The sequence below is a fragment of the Antarctobacter sediminis genome (assembly GCF_019218285.1).
GTDB lineage: Bacteria > Pseudomonadota > Alphaproteobacteria > Rhodobacterales > Rhodobacteraceae > Antarctobacter > Antarctobacter sediminis.
The window spans coordinates 718671-733453 of sequence record NZ_JAHUZG010000003.1 but is presented as its reverse complement, the minus strand read 5'-3'; the positions used below and the strand labels follow the sequence as shown (position 1 = coordinate 733453).

The window sequence follows — 14783 nt, the reverse complement described above, 5'->3', positions numbered from 1 at the left end:
GGGCGTCAGAGTGCCAGCCGGGCGATGGCAAAAATGCCCACGGCCGCGGCGCCATAGCTGAGGCAAGTCATCAGCAGGATCAGCACCTTTTCCATCGGGCCATGAACATAGTCCTCGATCAGGACCTGCACACCCAGATTGAAATGGTGAAAACCCACGGCGATGGTCAGTGCGGCGATGATCGCCGGGAAAGGTCGGCCGTAATAGGCGACGACCTCTTCGTAGGTTCCGCCCAGCGCACCGCCGAACGTAAAGATGAACAGCGGCACGAGGATCAGCAACGCCACCGAGCTTTTTTTCATCGCCCAGTGATGTTCGGTCCCGGTCTTGGCGGCGCCCCAGCCCACGGCCCGCTTGCGGTCGGTCAGAAATGCCATTTCGGGTCTCCTCAGACGACGATGATGGTGAAAAGGGTCATGACGACCGAACCGATGATGCAGGCCCAGCCAAGCATTTCCGCCTGCTCCATCTGCATCATCTTGGCCTCGTCCCAGATCATGTGACGGACACCGGCCAGAAGGTGATACCAGATTGCCCATGTCGATCCCAGAAAGACCAGATCGCCGAACCACGAGGTCAGAACCGCGTTGGCGGTGGCAAAATAGGCCTCGGACGTGGCGGCGGCGAGGAACCACCAAACGACAAGCAAAGCGCCAAGCAACAAAGCGTTGCCGGTGATGCGGGTAAGGATCGAAGTGATCGAGGTCAGCTGTGGGCGGTAGACCTGCAGGTGCGGTGAGAGCGGGCGATTGCCCCGGTTCACGTCGGCCATGGATGGTGTCCTTTCGGTTCCGTTGCCTCTTGTTCTACTGCTTTCGTTGCGCGTGTCACGGGGTTGCTCCGGGCAATTCTGCGGTTTTTTGGCGCAATCGGTCGGATTTGTTGCATTTGTGATCACACATTTGGAGTGTGTGATCACGAATGTGGCGCTAACGCCCGTTTTCCCGCGTCGCGGTCTGGCGCGTCAATTCCCGCAAGAGTTTTTGACGGATTCGGTCGGGATAGTCGGCGTAACCGGTGGCCGTCGCGACAAAGGCCCCGGGTCCGGTGATCACATTCTCATAGAAGTAGCCGGTCAGGTCCTTGTCCTCGGCCCCCTCGATGACCAGCGCGTTGACCGTAATGCCCAGCGCGGCCAGTTGCGGCTTGAGCATCGCGGGTTCCGGACCTTCGTTCGAGGTGCCGTCGCCAGAGATGTCGATCACCCGTCGGCGGCAGGCTTGCGCCCCTTCGAAAAGTCCTGCCGAGGCTCTCAGCGCCTCGCCGATTGCGGTGGAATAGTGCCGCCATGCGCGCGGCGCGGTCGCGACGCGGTCGGCAAAGGCATCGGTGTCGGCAAAACTGCGGATCTCTTGCCAGTCCAGCGTGACCTGCTGGCGCGAACTGCCGGTCCACTGAACAAGCGCCAGCCGCGCCTTGCCGCGCACCAGCGCCTCGGATACGGCGCTGTCGCGGAGCGCATGTGCCAGCCCCTGCATCTGGATGTCGTATTCCTGCGCGTCCACGGACCCGGACACATCGACGGCCAGAACCAAGGCAACCTCGCAGGCATGCACCCGCAAAGGCCAGAACCCGAACCATAGCAAAAGGACAAACCGCATGGGGCGATCAGACCCCTTCGCCGGTTCGCACGCAAGTCACGTGAAAGTGACGCCTAGTCGACAAACCCCATGTGCCGCAGGGCAAGCGCGGCCTTCTTACGCAAGTCGGGGTTGGGAGAAACCATTTCCCGATGCACTTCTTGCACCAGACCGGTCAGCGCGCGGTTGTCTATCAGTTGCAACAGGACGCCCGGCATCTTGTCTTCGGGAATGCCCAGAATGTCCTGAGACGCCTGCGGCAGCTTTGGTGTGGTCATGTTCCATCCCCCGGCTTGCGGGGTGAGTCGCCCCGCCAGACGGCAAGAACGTAACGCAGCAGTTACCCCTTCCCCAAATGCAAAATGACCGCACCCGCCATGCGGATGCGGCATGATATGATTGGCATATCGTTTTCAGCGACTTGCCTAGAGAGGCATCAGCGCCCAATAGTCCAGATCCAGCAAGACATCCGGCAGGTATTTGCCATCCGGTCCCTTCAGTTCGAAGGGCACGCCTCCCTTGGTCGCCACCAACCGCAGGCGGATTGCGCCCACTCCGGGGGCCGACGTTTCGGCCTTGTCCAGAACCTCGGACCAGGCCTTGACCGTGTTGCCCGCCAGACATGGGTTGGCATGGGCACCCCCGTTTAGCCCCACGATGATCTGCGCGTTGGCCAGCCCGTTGAAAGACAGCGCCCGCGCCATGGAAATCACGTGACCGCCATAGATCAACCGCTGGTCCGGGCGTGCGGTGACGTCGAAATGTACCTTGGATGTGTTCTGCCACAGGCGCGTGGCCATCATGTGTTCGGCTTCCTCGATGGTCACGCCGTCGACATGATCGATGGTTTCGCCGATCTCGTAGTCGGACAAGCGATGCTTTTCTCCGGCCAGCGTGAAATCGTAGTTCGAGAAATCCAGCCCCTCGGGAATCACCAGATCCTCGGCGGCCAAGGATGTCTTCAACTCGGGGATCACCGCATCGGGAGCGGGCGCCTCAACATCGCGTTTGCGCAGCATGACCCAGCGGGCGTATTCCATCACCACCTCGTCGCGCTGGTTCAACCCACGCGAGCGGACATAGACCACGCCGGTTCGCCCGTTGGAATTCTGCTTGAGGCCAATCACTTCGGATTGCGAGCGGATGGTATCGCCGGGCCAGACCTGTTTCAGCCAGCGCCCCTCGGCATAGCCAAGGTTGGCAACGGCGTTCAGAGAAACATCCGGAACCGTCTTGCCAAACACGATGTGGAATGCCGCCAAATCGTCGATCGGCGAGGCGGGCAAACCGCAACCGCGCGCGAATTCATCCGACGAATAGAGCGCGTGGCGCATCGGGTAGAGCGCGTGGTACAGCGCCCGCTCACCGCCCGAGACGGTGCGCGGCACGGCGTGGTCGATGACCTCGCCCACGGTGTAATCTTCGAAGAAGCGGCCCGGATTGGTCTTGGCCATGTCTTAATGCTCTCCCAGCTTGGTGTCGGGGGTGTAGGTGCCTTCGACCTCTTTCACGACCGCCTGACCGCAGCGCATGACGCCATTCGCGGCATCAAAGGCATAGGTCGGCGCGCCATGCAGTTCCCAGCCCTTGTTCAGGGCGGCGGTCACCTTGTGGCAGAAGGCCGAGGTGTCGTCCTCGGAAAGAAAGCGATAGAGTTTCATGAGCTTATCCGAATGCAGGGTAGCCGGTCAGGCCGTGGACATAACCGATCACGATCAACAGGACGACAGAGGCGGCAAGAAAGATCGCATCCTTGCGGATCGCGCCTTTGGCCGGTGGGGTCCAATTCGGCTCGGCCCGGTTGATGACGATCATCTCGACAATGGCCCAGAGACCGAGACCGCCAAACAGGATAAAGCTGGGCACGTCCCCGTTCACCAACAGGTGTGCCAGCGTCCAGACAAGGAAGCCGGTCAGCATCGGGTGGCGCATCTTGTAGAACAGCGCGCCTTTCGACGGTCCGGGCGAGGTCAGGTACAGCGCCACAATCATCAACAGGTTGTTGATGCCGACCGTGGCCGGGTGACGACCCCAGAAAAACGCACCATCGGCCATGCGATAGCCGAAAATCATCAGGACAACGCTGACCAGCAAGGCAAGCGCGACGACGCCCTTGCCCTTGTCGCCCATCGGATCGCGGACGCCCGGTGCAACCCGTTTGAAGAGATGCGCAGCCCACCAAAGCGCGACGCCGAGAATCAATAGCAGCATGACAGCCTCCAAGGTTTCGGCGCGAAAGTGGGGTTATTCGGCCAGAGCCGCAATGGCCTCGGCTTTGGCAAGTGTCTTGCGGGCGGTTTCCACATGCAGGTTTTCGACGATCTTGCCATCGACGACAGCCACGCCCTGGCCGGCTTTCTCGGCCTCTTCGAAAGCGTCGATCTGGCGGCGGGCAAGGTCGATTTCCGAAGCATCCGGCGCGAAGGCAGCATTGGCGATTTCGACCTGAGCGGGATGGATCAATGTTTTGCCGTCCATACCCATGTCGCGGCCTTGGGTACATTCGTCCCGCAGCCCGTCGTCATCCTTGAATGCATTGTAGACGCCATCAACGATGGTCACGCCATTCGCCTTGGCCGCCAGAACGCAAAGCCCGATGCCCGTCAACATCGGCAGGCGGTCCGCGCGAAAGCGCGAATTCAGTTCCTTGGCGAGGTCATTGGTGCCCATGACCATCCCCCCTAGACGGGGGTGTGCTGCGATTTCATTGGCGGCCAACATGCCCGCCGGCGTTTCCATCATCGCCCAAAGGGGCTTGTCCGTGAGCGCGGCAAGCGCATCCAGTTGCGCGGCGCTTTCGACTTTGGGCAAAAGGATCGCGTCACAATCCATCCCGGCGGCGGCTTTGGCGTCGTCCATGCCCCATTCGGTGTCAAAACCGTTGATCCGCACGATGCGGGTGCGGTTTCCATAGGGCCGGGTCAGGGCCTCGGCCAGCGTGTTGCGCGCGGCAGTTTTTTCTGCCGGGGCAACCGCGTCTTCGAGGTCAAAGATGATCGCATCGATGGGCAGGGCACGCGCCTTTTCCAGCGCCCGCTCTTTTGAGGCGGGAATATACAGAACGGAACGATAGGGGCGTGCACGCAGGTCCATCCGAGTCTCCTCAAGCAATATTGTTGCGCAGACATGCGCATTTTTTGCCGGATAGTTCAAGACCGAAGTCGCCGCATTGCAGCAATTCGGTATATTTTTGTGCACAATGACAGTGAAACACCGGCGGATTCGACGCAACGCACGCTCCGTTAACCTGATTTAAGCGGCCTCGGACGGACGATATGGTCATGTCGTGAAAGCGGCACGGGGCGACGGGCCACAGGGATGGCGATGGCACCCCGGGATGAGGGGACCTACCCTGTGCCGGGCACGCGGCAAAGCCGCGTCACCGCCCGGCACGCAGCCGAAAGGTGACACTATGACTGAGAAATACATCAAGATCGCGATGCTCTCGGCCGGACTCCTGCTGGGCGCTGCCTCTTTGGTCGAGGCGCAGGAACTGCGCCATTGCGCTCCGCGCGACCAGGTGGTCGACAGGCTGGCCACGAAATTCGGTGAAACCCGGCAAAGCATGGGGCTGGGCGCAAATAACGCGGTGATGGAGCTTTTTGCCTCGTCCGAGTCGGGGTCGTGGACCATCACTGTGACCATGGCCAACGGAATCACCTGCCTTGTGGCCAGCGGTCAGGCATTCGAAGAACTGGCCGAGGCGTTGCCGCCCAAGGGGGACGATGCGTGACACGCCGCTTCAATAGCGGAGGATCATGCCCCATTTCTCTTTGGCGGAGAAACCGATCGCCTCATAAAATCCGCGCGCGGTCCGGCCTTGCCCGGTCAGCAGCATGACCTTGTAACAGCCTGCCTCACGCGCTTGCGTGAGGAGGTGTTCAAGGACCGCGCGCCCATGACCACGCCCCCGATGTTCGGGGGCGGTCACGACATTTTCCACCAACGCGTAGGGCTGGCCGCCATAGGTCAGGTTCGGCAAAACGTGCAGCGTCGCCATGGCCAGCAGGGCCTCCCCTTCGAACCGGCCAATCACCTGCGTTCCGGGATGGCTTAACACCCTGTCGAAATCACCTGCGTTGCCGATGGCATCACTTGCGGTCAACGCCAGATACAGGGCCTGCGCCTGCGGCCAGTCCGCCGCGATCAGGGCCCGCAGGCTCATGTCAGCGCATCCCAAACCAGCTTGGTTCCCGTCAGCGTCAACGCCACGTAGGTGATGCCAAAAAACAGCTTTTCCGGCACCAGATGATGCGCCTTGATCCCCAGCCATGTCCCCAAAAGCGCAAAGGGCACCAGCGCCAGATCCAACAACAGCGTTTCGCGGGTAAAGATCCCCATGCCTGCGTAGATCCCTGATTTCGACAGGTTCACCGCCCAGAAGATCAGCACCGTGGTCGCCTGAAACACCGTCTTGCTCAGGCCCTGCCCCAGCAAATAGACCGCCGCCGCAGGGCCTCCGGCATGGCTGACGAAACTGGTGAACCCCAGCACGACCCCGGCAAAAAGCCCGACCTTCGGTCCGAAACGCACGCCGCCCACGCGGATCAGGCCGCGCGCCTGTGCCAATTGCCACGCAACGAACAACAAAGCGACCAGCCCGATCAAAAGGCGGATCGCGTCCGGGTTTGTCCAAGCATAGAACAAGGCCCCCAGAACCGTGCCCGGGATCGACCCGATCAGAAGCACCCGCGCTGCCGACCAGTCCCACTTGCGCCAATACGCGGGCAGACTGGCCACGTCGATCAGCATCAAGAGCGGCAACATCAGCCCCAGCGCTATGCCCGGTTCCAGCACGATGGCCAGAATCGACGCGCTGGCAAAGGCCACCCCGGACCCGAAACCGCCCTTGGAAATACCGGCAAAAATCACCGCCGGAATGGTCACCGCAAAGACGGAGGCTGTGAACAGTTCCATGGGCGCCTCCGCGAAAATTTCCCCCGTGACAGGTTCTTATCCCGCCTTTAGCGCTATCTACAAGGCGTCCGGACCATGCGCCGCAGCGCAGCGCTCTTGCACGACCGCGCGTCTGCGCGTACGCAAAGCGGCAAATTCACGCTAGGCGGAGATCAAATCCATGGCCAGACCCAAGATTGCCCTCATCGGCGCGGGACAGATCGGTGGCACGCTTGCCCACCTCGCAGCAATGAAGGAACTGGGCGACGTCGTCCTGTTCGACATCGCCGAGGGCATCCCCGAGGGCAAGGCGCTCGACATCGCGGAATCCGGCCCCTCGGAAGGCTTCGACGCCAAACTGAAGGGCACGCAGGACTATGCCGACATCGCCGGCGCAGACGTCTGCATCGTGACCGCAGGTGTGCCGCGCAAGCCGGGCATGTCGCGCGATGACCTGCTGGGCATCAACCTGAAGGTGATGAAATCGGTCGGTGAAGGCATCGGCGAACATGCCCCCAACGCCTTTGTGATCTGCATCACCAACCCGCTGGACGCGATGGTCTGGGCGTTGCAGAAATTCTCGGGCCTGCCCGCGAACAAGGTCTGCGGCATGGCAGGCGTGCTGGACTCGGCCCGCTTCCGCCACTTCCTTGCCGAGGAATTCAACGTTTCGATGAAAGACGTCACCGCCTTTGTGCTGGGAGGCCACGGCGACACGATGGTTCCTTCGGTGCGCTATTCGACCGTTGCAGGCATCCCCCTGCCCGATCTGGTCGAAATGGGGTGGACCACGCAGGAAAAGATGGACGCGATCGTTCAGCGCACCCGTGACGGCGGCGCCGAGATCGTTGGCCTGCTTAAGACCGGTTCGGCCTTCTACGCTCCGGCCACCTCGGCCATCGAAATGGCCGAAGCGTACCTCAAGGACCAAAAGCGCGTTCTGCCCTGCGCCGCATATTGCGACGGCGAATTCGGCCTCGACGGCATGTATGTTGGTGTGCCCACCGTGATCGGTGCTGGCGGCATCGAGAAGATCGTCAACATCAAGCTCAACAAGGAAGAGCAAGACATGTTCGACGTTTCGGTCAAGGCTGTTCAGGGCCTCGTCGAAGCCTGCAAAGGTATCGACGGTTCGCTGGCCTGAGCCTCAGCGGCAACGTTTCGAAAGGGCCCGCCTTGCCGGGCCCTTTTTTATTGGCGATGCGCGCTTTCGCGGACCGGCATCGCAACGGGACCGGAGTGATAGCGCTCACCCCGAATCACTGTTCCTACAAGCGTTTCTGAATATGTGATCACAGCTTTCAAGGGTGTGATCACAAACGCGGGAAAACACACGCAATCTCGCACTTGCGGCAAGATTTTGGTTCAAACCGCCGCCCGACCCTGCCTAGTTAGTGGAAATCCGCAGCAAAACGGGGACAGTCGACCCATGAACATCCACGAATACCAGGCCAAAGCCCTTCTGCGCAGCTACGGGGCGCCTGTCTCGGACGGCCGCGTCGTTCTGAAAGCCGAAGAAGCCAAGACCGCAGCCGGCGCGCTGGACGGGCCGCTCTGGGTCGTCAAGGCACAGATCCACGCAGGTGGCCGCGGCAAGGGCACCTTCAAGGAAGCCGATGCAGGTGAGAAGGGCGGCGTGCGCCTGGCCAAATCCGTGGAAGAGGCGGAAATGGAAGCCAAGCGGATGCTTGGCCGGACGCTGGTGACCAAACAGACCGGCGACGCCGGCAAACAGGTCAACCGCATCTACATCGAGGACGGCTCGGGCATCCAGACAGAGATGTACCTTGCCCTTCTGGTCGACCGTCAGACCTCGCGCATTTCCTTCGTCGCCTCGACCGAGGGCGGCATGGACATCGAGGAAGTTGCCGAAAGCACCCCGGAAAAGATCCTGTCGTTCAGCGTGGACCCGGCGACCGGCTACCAAGCCTTCCACGGCCGTCGCATTGCCTTCAACCTGGGCCTTGAGGGCAAGCAGGTGAAACAATGCGTCGCGCTGATGGGAACGCTCTACAAGCTCTTTGTCGAGAAAGACATGGAGATGCTGGAGATCAACCCGCTGATCGTGACAGACGCTGGCGACCTGAAATGCCTCGACGCCAAGATGGGCTTTGACGGCAACGCGGTCTACCGCCATGCGGACATTGCCGAACTGCGCGACACCACCGAGGAAGATCCCAAGGAACTGGAAGCCTCGAAATACGACCTGAACTACATCGCGCTCGACGGTGAAATCGGCTGCATGGTGAACGGCGCGGGCCTTGCCATGGCGACCATGGACATCATCAAGCTGTACGGTGCCGAGCCGGCCAACTTCCTTGACGTGGGCGGCGGCGCGACCAAGGAAAAAGTCACCGAAGCGTTCAAGATCATCACCAGCGACCCGAACGTGAAGGGCATCCTTGTCAACATCTTCGGCGGCATCATGCGCTGTGACGTGATCGCCGAAGGTGTGATCGCCGCGGTCAAGGAAGTGGGCCTGAAGGTTCCGCTGGTCGTGCGCCTGGAAGGCACAAACGTCGAAAAAGGCAAGGAGATCATCTCGACCTCCGGTCTGGACGTGATTGCCGCGGATGACCTCAAGGACGGCGCCGAAAAGATCGTGAAAGCGGTCAAGGGCTGATCTTGCGGGGCGGGCCCCGCGCCTGCCCCCCTCACCCTTTGCGGGACAGCATTCCATATGCCAGACGCCATCCTTCATATCGGTTTCAACAAATGCGGCTCGACCGCCCTGCAGCAATGGCTGGGCGATCAAAGCGGCGCGTTGGCCGATCAGGGGATCTGGTATCAGCGCATGGACCCACGCGAGAGCGTGACCTGCACCAATCCGCATTTGCAGGTGCTGGCGTGCAGCCTTGCCGATGAGGAGGTGCCCGCGCGCCCGATGAACGCCGTGCTGGGCATCACCGATCGCACCAGTCAGGACCGCGTGGCCCAGACATTCCGGCAGGACTTCGAGGCCCGCGTTGCCAAGGGCGGTTTCTCGACCTGGGTCGGTTCAAGCGAGGCGCTGGTTTCGCGGAACATGTCGCAGGGGGCGATCACGGCATTGGCCAACTGGCTGTCGTCGCTGTTCGGTCGGATGCGTGTCGTGGCCTACATACGGCGACCGGATGCATGGCTGGTCAGCCTTTACGGCCACGCCGGCCGCCGCCACGGCGGGAATGAAACGCTGTCCGACTTCGCCACGCGGGTCAAGGCAGTGCCTTTCGCCCCGATCCTGCGAAAGTGGGAAAACGCCGTGGGCCGCGATGCGCTGGATGTCCGCCTGTTCCGCGAGGACTGGCTGAAAGGCGCGGGTCTGGTTGAGGATTTCTCGACCGTTCTGGGCTTGCCCGACGGACGGATCCAGACGCGGGCGCGACGGTTGAACACCTCGTTCCGGGACGGGTTGCGCGGGCTATCCCCGCTGTCGCGCGGTCCGAAACGTCCCAGCCTGACCGACGAACTCCGTGCCTCTATCCGGCACCGGAACGCCGAAGCGATGGACTGGATCGAAGACACCTATTTCGCCGATCACCGGGACAGTTTCCGGTCGTGGGCCGCAGGATAGGAGTCAGGATGCAACGGACACCCGCCGGGCCGCTCGCTGCCCACCCTATTTTGCCTGCTTGCAGGCTTCACCAGACGCCGCGCAGCAGCGCAGCATGATCTTCACCAAAGACAGGAAAGCACATGGCCGTCCTTATCGATGAAAACACCAAAGTGATCTGCCAGGGCCTCACCGGCTCGCAAGGCACCTTCCACACCGAACAGGCCATTGCCTACGGCACCAAGATGGTAGGCGGCGTGACCCCGGGCAAAGGTGGCCAGACCCATCTTGACCTGCCGGTTTTCAACTCGGTCCACGAGGCCAAACACGTGACCGAAGCCAACGCCTCGGTGATCTACGTACCGCCGCCCTTCGCCGCGGATTCTATCCTCGAAGCCATCGACGCCGAGATGGAACTGATCGTCTGCATCACCGAGGGCATCCCGGTGCTGGACATGATGAAGGTCAAGCGCGCGCTGGAGAATTCCTCGTCCAAGCTGATCGGCCCGAACTGCCCCGGTGTCATCACGCCGGACGCCTGCAAAATCGGCATCATGCCCGGCCATATCCACAAACGCGGCAAAGTGGGCGTGGTCTCGCGGTCGGGTACGCTGACCTACGAGGCGGTCAAGCAGACCACCGACGTGGGCCTGGGTCAGTCGACCTGCGTAGGCATCGGCGGCGACCCGATCAAAGGAACCGAGCACATCGACGTGCTGGAATGGTTCCTCGCGGATGACGAAACCGAGGCGATCATCATGATCGGCGAAATCGGCGGCTCCGCCGAAGAAGAAGCGGCACAGTTCCTCGCCGACGAGGCCAAGAAGGGCCGTATGAAGCCGACCGCCGGGTTCATCGCCGGCCGCACCGCGCCTCCGGGCCGCCGCATGGGCCACGCGGGCGCGATTGTCGCCGGTGGCAAGGGCGGCGCCGAAGACAAGATCGAAGCCATGAAAGCCGCGGGCATCGTGGTGGCCGACAGCCCCGCGACCCTGGGCGAAGCCGTGCTGAAGGCCATCGGCTGAACGCGGCGCCGGGCACCCTGCCCGGCCCCTTCCCGACCTCGGGGAGGATAGTCACTGGTTGGGGCGAGCGTCTCGCCCCTTCTGTCCGGCCCGGATCGCCCGGGCCCGTGCAGCACAGCCAAGCGCCCCGGAACCAGCGGGGCATGGAGAGAACGATGGCACGCGGTGTCACGAAACAGCGGATGGCGAAGATGCGCGGCAACAGCGCCGCGATGATCCGCGCAGGGCTGTCGGCAAATCGGCTGACCGGTCTGCCGCTGGGCGGTCTTGTGCTGACCCGGCCGGATACGGCGCAGACCAAAACGGCTGTCCTCCTTTGCACAATCAATCGCCAAGGTGCCGCCGCGCCCGTCATCCTTCACCGTTTTCCCTTGGCCCATGACACCAGTCAGACCGGGCCCGCCTTCTCCTCGGGCAGCAAAGGGCCATATTGGGGACTGGAGAGATTGCAATGACCGAGACCTGCAAGACCCTGCCAGACCGCGCCAACCGCTACTGGCGACGGGCCAATCTGACCACCGGCGCGTTGCTGCTGGGTTTTTGTCTTTTGCAGTTGGCCGGAACGGACAGCGTACGCCAGACGTTGACAGCCTTTGCCCCTGCCCCCGCTGGAGGCACGCAATGAGCGCCCGGACCTGCCCACCGGCCTGCAACCTTCCTCCGGGCGCGATGGCCCCGCACCCCGGAACGAACCCGTCCGCGATTGTCACAGACGACCACCTCAAGCCCCTTCCCGATGTTTTTCGCAGCCTCGGGCACCAGTCGACGGAGTGAACCATGACTGACCAAAGCCCCAACGACCTGTTTCATGCCTCCAGCTTTATGCAGGGGCACAATGCGGAGTACCTCGAACAGATGTACGCCCGCTATGCCGCCGATCCGAACGCCGTGGATGACGCCTGGGCCGAGTTTTTCCGCCAGTTGGGCGATGCCGAAATGGACGTGCAGAAAGAGGCCGCCGGCCCGTCCTGGGCGCGCAGCGACTGGCCGCCCGCCCCCGAAGACGACCTGACCGGGGCGCTGACCGGCGAATGGCCGATGCCCGCCGTTCCGGCCGAGGCCAAGGGCGCTGGCAAGAAGATCAAGGAAAAGGCCGAAGAAAAGGGCGTCACCGTTTCGGACGAGGCGATCCAGCGTGCCGTGCTGGATTCGATCCGCGCGCTGATGATCATCCGCGCCTACCGGATCCGTGGCCACCTTGCCGCCGATCTGGATCCACTTGGTCTGCGCGATACGTCGAACCACCCCGAGCTTGATCCGAAATCCTACGGCTTTACCGATGCCGACATGGATCGCCCGATCTTCATCGACAATGTTCTGGGGCTGCAAATTGCTTCGCTGCGCGAGATCCTGTCGATCATCAAGCGCACCTACTGCGGCACCTTCGCGCTGCAATACATGCACATCTCGGACCCCGAGCAGGCCAGCTGGCTGAAAGAGCGGATCGAGGGTTATGGCAAGGAAATCGCCTTTACCCGTGAAGGCCGCAAAGCCATCCTGAACAAGATGGTTGAAGCCGAGGGCTTTGAAAAATTCCTGCACGTCAAATACATGGGCACCAAGCGGTTCGGTCTGGACGGCGGCGAAAGCCTGATCCCCGCGATGGAACAGATCATCAAGCGCGGTGGCAATCTGGGCGTCAAGGAAATCGTCATCGGGATGCCGCACCGCGGTCGCCTGTCGGTGCTCGCCAACGTGATGCAGAAGCCCTACAAGGCAATCTTCAACGAATTCCAGGGCGGGTCGTTCAAACCCGAAGACGTGGATGGCTCGGGCGATGTGAAATATCACCTCGGCGCGTCCTCTGACCGGACGTTCGATGGCCACCCGGTGCACCTGTCGCTGACTGCCAACCCCTCGCACCTCGAGGCGGTGAACCCGGTGGTTCTGGGCAAGGTCCGTGCCAAGCAGGACCAGTACAACGACAGCAGCCGCACGGCCGTGATGCCGATCCTGCTGCACGGTGACGCGGCCTTTGCCGGTCAGGGTGTCGTGGCGGAATGTTTCGCCCTGTCCGGTCTGCGTGGTCACCGCACCGGCGGCACGATCCATATCGTTGTGAACAACCAGATCGGCTTTACCACGGCCCCGCATTTTTCGCGGTCCTCGCCCTACCCCACCGACAACGCGCTGGTGGTCGAGGCGCCGATCTTCCACGTCAATGGCGACGACCCGGAGGCTGTTGTTCACGCCGCCAAGGTGGCGACCGAGTTCCGCCAGAAGTTCGGCAAAGACGTGGTCATCGACATGTTCTGCTATCGCCGGTTCGGTCACAACGAGGGCGATGAGCCCATGTTCACCAACCCGATCATGTACAACAAGATCAAGAAGCAGAAGACCACGCTGACGCTGTACACCGAACGGCTGGTCAAAGACGGCCTGATTCCGGAAGGCGAAATCGAGGATATGAAAGCCGCCTTTCAGGCGCAGCTGAACGAGGAATTCGAAGCTGGCAAGGTCTATCGCCCGAACAAGGCGGACTGGCTGGACGGCCGGTGGAGCCACCTCGACAAGCAGAAAGAGGGCAAGTACCAGCGCGGCAAAACCTCGATCTCGGACAAGGCGCTGGCCGATATCGGCAGCGCGCTGACCACCCTTCCCGAAGGCTTTGCCGTTCACAAGACGGTTGGCCGCCTTCTGGACAGCCGGTCCAAAATGTTCGAATCCGGGCAGGGCTTTGACTGGGCCACCGCCGAGGCACTGGCCTTTGGTTCGCTGCAACTCGAAGGCTATCCTGTGCGACTTGCCGGGCAGGACTCGACCCGCGGGACATTCTCGCAGCGCCATTCCGGCATCGTGAATCAGGAAACCGAAGAGCGGTACTATCCGCTCAACAACATCCGCGAAGGTCAGGCCCGTTACGAGGTGATCGACTCGGCGCTGTCGGAATACGCGGTGCTTGGGTTCGAATACGGCTATTCGCTGGCGGAACCCAACGCGCTGACCCTGTGGGAAGCGCAGTTCGGTGACTTTGCCAACGGCGCGCAGATCATGTTCGACCAGTTCATCAGTTCCGGTGAGTCGAAATGGCTGCGGATGTCGGGGCTTGTCTGCCTGCTGCCGCATGGGTTCGAAGGTCAGGGACCAGAACACTCTTCCGCCCGCCTCGAACGGTTCCTGCAAATGTGCGGTCAGGACAACTGGATCGTCGCCAACTGCTCGACCCCGGCGAACTATTTCCACATCCTTCGCCGTCAGCTACACCGGACTTTCCGCAAGCCGCTGATCCTGATGACGCCGAAATCGCTGCTGCGGCACAAACTCTGTGTGTCGAGCGCCGACATGTTCACCACCAATTCCTCGTTCCACCGGGTTCTCTGGGACAGCGCGGAATCCGGCGAGAGCGACACCAAGCTGGTGGCGGATGACAAGATCAAGCGCGTCGTGATGTGTTCGGGCAAGGTCTACTACGACCTGCTTGAGGAACGCGACGCACGCGGGATCGACGACATCTACCTGCTGCGGATCGAACAATTCTATCCGTTCCCGGCGATCAGCCTTGTCAAGGAACTGGAACGCTTCAAAGGGGCCGAGATGATCTGGTGCCAGGAAGAGCCCAAGAACCAGGGCGCCTGGTCCTTTATCGAACCCAATATCGAATGGGTGCTGGGCCGCATCGGCGCCACCCACTCGCGGCCGCGTTACGTGGGTCGCGCCACCTCGGCCAGCCCGGCAACCGGCCTGGCCAGCCAGCACAAAGCACAGCAAGAGGCGCTTGTAGACGAAGCGCTGACAGTGGAAGGAAAGTAA

18 protein-coding genes are annotated in these 14783 nt (G+C 61.8%); 8 read left to right on the top strand and 10 right to left on the bottom strand.

All coding sequences use genetic code 11. The features are described 5' to 3' along the window. Positions 1–5 precede the first annotated feature (5 nt). From sdhD to KJP30_RS18570, 8 genes are all read right to left on the bottom strand, one after another. Positions 6–377, bottom strand: a complete 372-nt coding sequence (sdhD, locus tag KJP30_RS18605) for a succinate dehydrogenase, hydrophobic membrane anchor protein (RefSeq protein WP_218450828.1) — start codon at positions 375–377, stop codon at positions 6–8. Positions 378–388: 11 nt separating this feature from the next. Then, positions 389–772: a succinate dehydrogenase, cytochrome b556 subunit gene (gene sdhC, locus KJP30_RS18600; RefSeq protein WP_218450827.1), complete on the bottom strand. Its 384-nt coding sequence runs from the start codon at positions 770–772 to the stop codon at positions 389–391. Positions 773–929: 157 nt separating this feature from the next. Further along, the gene (locus KJP30_RS18595) at positions 930–1601 is read right to left on the bottom strand and encodes a DUF1194 domain-containing protein (protein WP_218450826.1); all 672 of its coding nucleotides are present in this window, start codon (positions 1599–1601) and stop codon (positions 930–932) included. A 53-nt stretch (positions 1602–1654) separates the two neighbouring features. Further along, positions 1655–1858, bottom strand: a complete 204-nt coding sequence (locus tag KJP30_RS18590) for a hypothetical protein (RefSeq protein ID WP_218450825.1) — start codon at positions 1856–1858, stop codon at positions 1655–1657. A 147-nt stretch (positions 1859–2005) separates the two neighbouring features. Next, on the bottom strand, positions 2006–3034 hold the full coding sequence (locus KJP30_RS18585; protein ID WP_218450824.1) for a MaoC family dehydratase: 1029 nt from the start codon (positions 3032–3034) through the stop codon (positions 2006–2008). 3 nt (positions 3035–3037) lie between these two features. Then, on the bottom strand, positions 3038–3241 hold the full coding sequence (locus tag KJP30_RS18580; RefSeq protein ID WP_218450823.1) for a DUF1737 domain-containing protein: 204 nt from the start codon (positions 3239–3241) through the stop codon (positions 3038–3040). Between the two features lie 4 nt (positions 3242–3245). Continuing rightward, positions 3246–3791, bottom strand: a complete 546-nt coding sequence (locus tag KJP30_RS18575; protein WP_218450822.1) for an NnrU family protein — start codon at positions 3789–3791, stop codon at positions 3246–3248. A 33-nt stretch (positions 3792–3824) separates the two neighbouring features. Further along, complete coding sequence (locus KJP30_RS18570) at positions 3825–4673, bottom strand: HpcH/HpaI aldolase/citrate lyase family protein (RefSeq protein ID WP_218450821.1); 849 nt, start codon at positions 4671–4673, stop codon at positions 3825–3827. Between the two features lie 319 nt (positions 4674–4992). Between KJP30_RS18570 and KJP30_RS18565 the strand changes: the two genes are divergently transcribed. Then, complete coding sequence (locus KJP30_RS18565; protein ID WP_218450820.1) at positions 4993–5313, top strand: hypothetical protein; 321 nt, start codon at positions 4993–4995, stop codon at positions 5311–5313. 9 nt (positions 5314–5322) lie between these two features. Here the strand turns inward: KJP30_RS18565 and KJP30_RS18560 are convergent, their stop codons facing one another. Then, entirely contained in the window at positions 5323–5745 is a 423-nt protein-coding gene (locus KJP30_RS18560; RefSeq protein ID WP_218450819.1) for a GNAT family N-acetyltransferase, read from the bottom strand. Then, entirely contained in the window at positions 5742–6497 is a 756-nt protein-coding gene (locus KJP30_RS18555) for a sulfite exporter TauE/SafE family protein (protein ID WP_218450818.1), read from the bottom strand. The genes KJP30_RS18560 and KJP30_RS18555 overlap by 4 nt, the downstream gene beginning before the upstream one ends. A gap of 160 nt (positions 6498–6657) precedes the next feature. On the opposite strand from KJP30_RS18555, the gene mdh reads away from it, so the two are divergent. The 7 genes from mdh to KJP30_RS18520 all read left to right on the top strand — a co-directional run bounded on the left by mdh (position 6658) and on the right by KJP30_RS18520 (position 14783). Next, positions 6658–7620: a malate dehydrogenase gene (gene mdh, locus KJP30_RS18550; protein ID WP_218450817.1), complete on the top strand. Its 963-nt coding sequence runs from the start codon at positions 6658–6660 to the stop codon at positions 7618–7620. A 285-nt stretch (positions 7621–7905) separates the two neighbouring features. Continuing rightward, positions 7906–9099 (top strand): ADP-forming succinate--CoA ligase subunit beta, encoded by a 1194-nt coding sequence (gene sucC / locus KJP30_RS18545; protein WP_218450816.1) that lies wholly within the window; start codon positions 7906–7908, stop codon positions 9097–9099. Positions 9100–9156: 57 nt separating this feature from the next. Then, complete coding sequence (locus KJP30_RS18540; protein ID WP_218450815.1) at positions 9157–10029, top strand: hypothetical protein; 873 nt, start codon at positions 9157–9159, stop codon at positions 10027–10029. Between the two features lie 122 nt (positions 10030–10151). Then, the gene (gene sucD / locus KJP30_RS18535; protein WP_218450814.1) at positions 10152–11033 is read left to right on the top strand and encodes a succinate--CoA ligase subunit alpha; all 882 of its coding nucleotides are present in this window, start codon (positions 10152–10154) and stop codon (positions 11031–11033) included. A gap of 155 nt (positions 11034–11188) precedes the next feature. Further along, positions 11189–11488, top strand: a complete 300-nt coding sequence (locus KJP30_RS18530) for a hypothetical protein (protein WP_218450813.1) — start codon at positions 11189–11191, stop codon at positions 11486–11488. Then, positions 11485–11658, top strand: a complete 174-nt coding sequence (locus KJP30_RS18525; protein ID WP_218450812.1) for a hypothetical protein — start codon at positions 11485–11487, stop codon at positions 11656–11658. Before KJP30_RS18530 ends, KJP30_RS18525 begins: the two co-directional genes overlap by 4 nt. Positions 11659–11810: 152 nt before the next feature. Then, the gene (locus KJP30_RS18520) at positions 11811–14783 is read left to right on the top strand and encodes a 2-oxoglutarate dehydrogenase E1 component (RefSeq protein WP_218450811.1); all 2973 of its coding nucleotides are present in this window, start codon (positions 11811–11813) and stop codon (positions 14781–14783) included.

Bases quoted from the DNA above. Each gene is read 5' to 3' on its own strand.
- sdhD (WP_218450828.1), bottom strand. From the start codon at position 377: ATGGCATTTCTGACCGACCGCAAGCGGGCCGTGGGCTGGGGCGCCGCC.
- sdhC (WP_218450827.1), bottom strand. From the start codon at position 772: ATGGCCGACGTGAACCGGGGCAATCGCCCGCTCTCACCGCACCTGCAG.
- KJP30_RS18595 (WP_218450826.1), bottom strand. From the start codon at position 1,601: ATGCGGTTTGTCCTTTTGCTATGGTTCGGGTTCTGGCCTTTGCGGGTG.
- KJP30_RS18590 (WP_218450825.1), bottom strand. From the start codon at position 1,858: ATGACCACACCAAAGCTGCCGCAGGCGTCTCAGGACATTCTGGGCATT.
- KJP30_RS18585 (WP_218450824.1), bottom strand. From the start codon at position 3,034: ATGGCCAAGACCAATCCGGGCCGCTTCTTCGAAGATTACACCGTGGGC.
- KJP30_RS18580 (WP_218450823.1), bottom strand. From the start codon at position 3,241: ATGAAACTCTATCGCTTTCTTTCCGAGGACGACACCTCGGCCTTCTGC.
- KJP30_RS18575 (WP_218450822.1), bottom strand. From the start codon at position 3,791: ATGCTGCTATTGATTCTCGGCGTCGCGCTTTGGTGGGCTGCGCATCTC.
- KJP30_RS18570 (WP_218450821.1), bottom strand. From the start codon at position 4,673: ATGGACCTGCGTGCACGCCCCTATCGTTCCGTTCTGTATATTCCCGCC.
- KJP30_RS18565 (WP_218450820.1), top strand. From the start codon at position 4,993: ATGACTGAGAAATACATCAAGATCGCGATGCTCTCGGCCGGACTCCTG.
- KJP30_RS18560 (WP_218450819.1), bottom strand. From the start codon at position 5,745: ATGAGCCTGCGGGCCCTGATCGCGGCGGACTGGCCGCAGGCGCAGGCC.
- KJP30_RS18555 (WP_218450818.1), bottom strand. From the start codon at position 6,497: ATGGAACTGTTCACAGCCTCCGTCTTTGCGGTGACCATTCCGGCGGTG.
- mdh (WP_218450817.1), top strand. From the start codon at position 6,658: ATGGCCAGACCCAAGATTGCCCTCATCGGCGCGGGACAGATCGGTGGC.
- sucC (WP_218450816.1), top strand. From the start codon at position 7,906: ATGAACATCCACGAATACCAGGCCAAAGCCCTTCTGCGCAGCTACGGG.
- KJP30_RS18540 (WP_218450815.1), top strand. From the start codon at position 9,157: ATGCCAGACGCCATCCTTCATATCGGTTTCAACAAATGCGGCTCGACC.
- sucD (WP_218450814.1), top strand. From the start codon at position 10,152: ATGGCCGTCCTTATCGATGAAAACACCAAAGTGATCTGCCAGGGCCTC.
- KJP30_RS18530 (WP_218450813.1), top strand. From the start codon at position 11,189: ATGGCACGCGGTGTCACGAAACAGCGGATGGCGAAGATGCGCGGCAAC.
- KJP30_RS18525 (WP_218450812.1), top strand. From the start codon at position 11,485: ATGACCGAGACCTGCAAGACCCTGCCAGACCGCGCCAACCGCTACTGG.
- KJP30_RS18520 (WP_218450811.1), top strand. From the start codon at position 11,811: ATGACTGACCAAAGCCCCAACGACCTGTTTCATGCCTCCAGCTTTATG.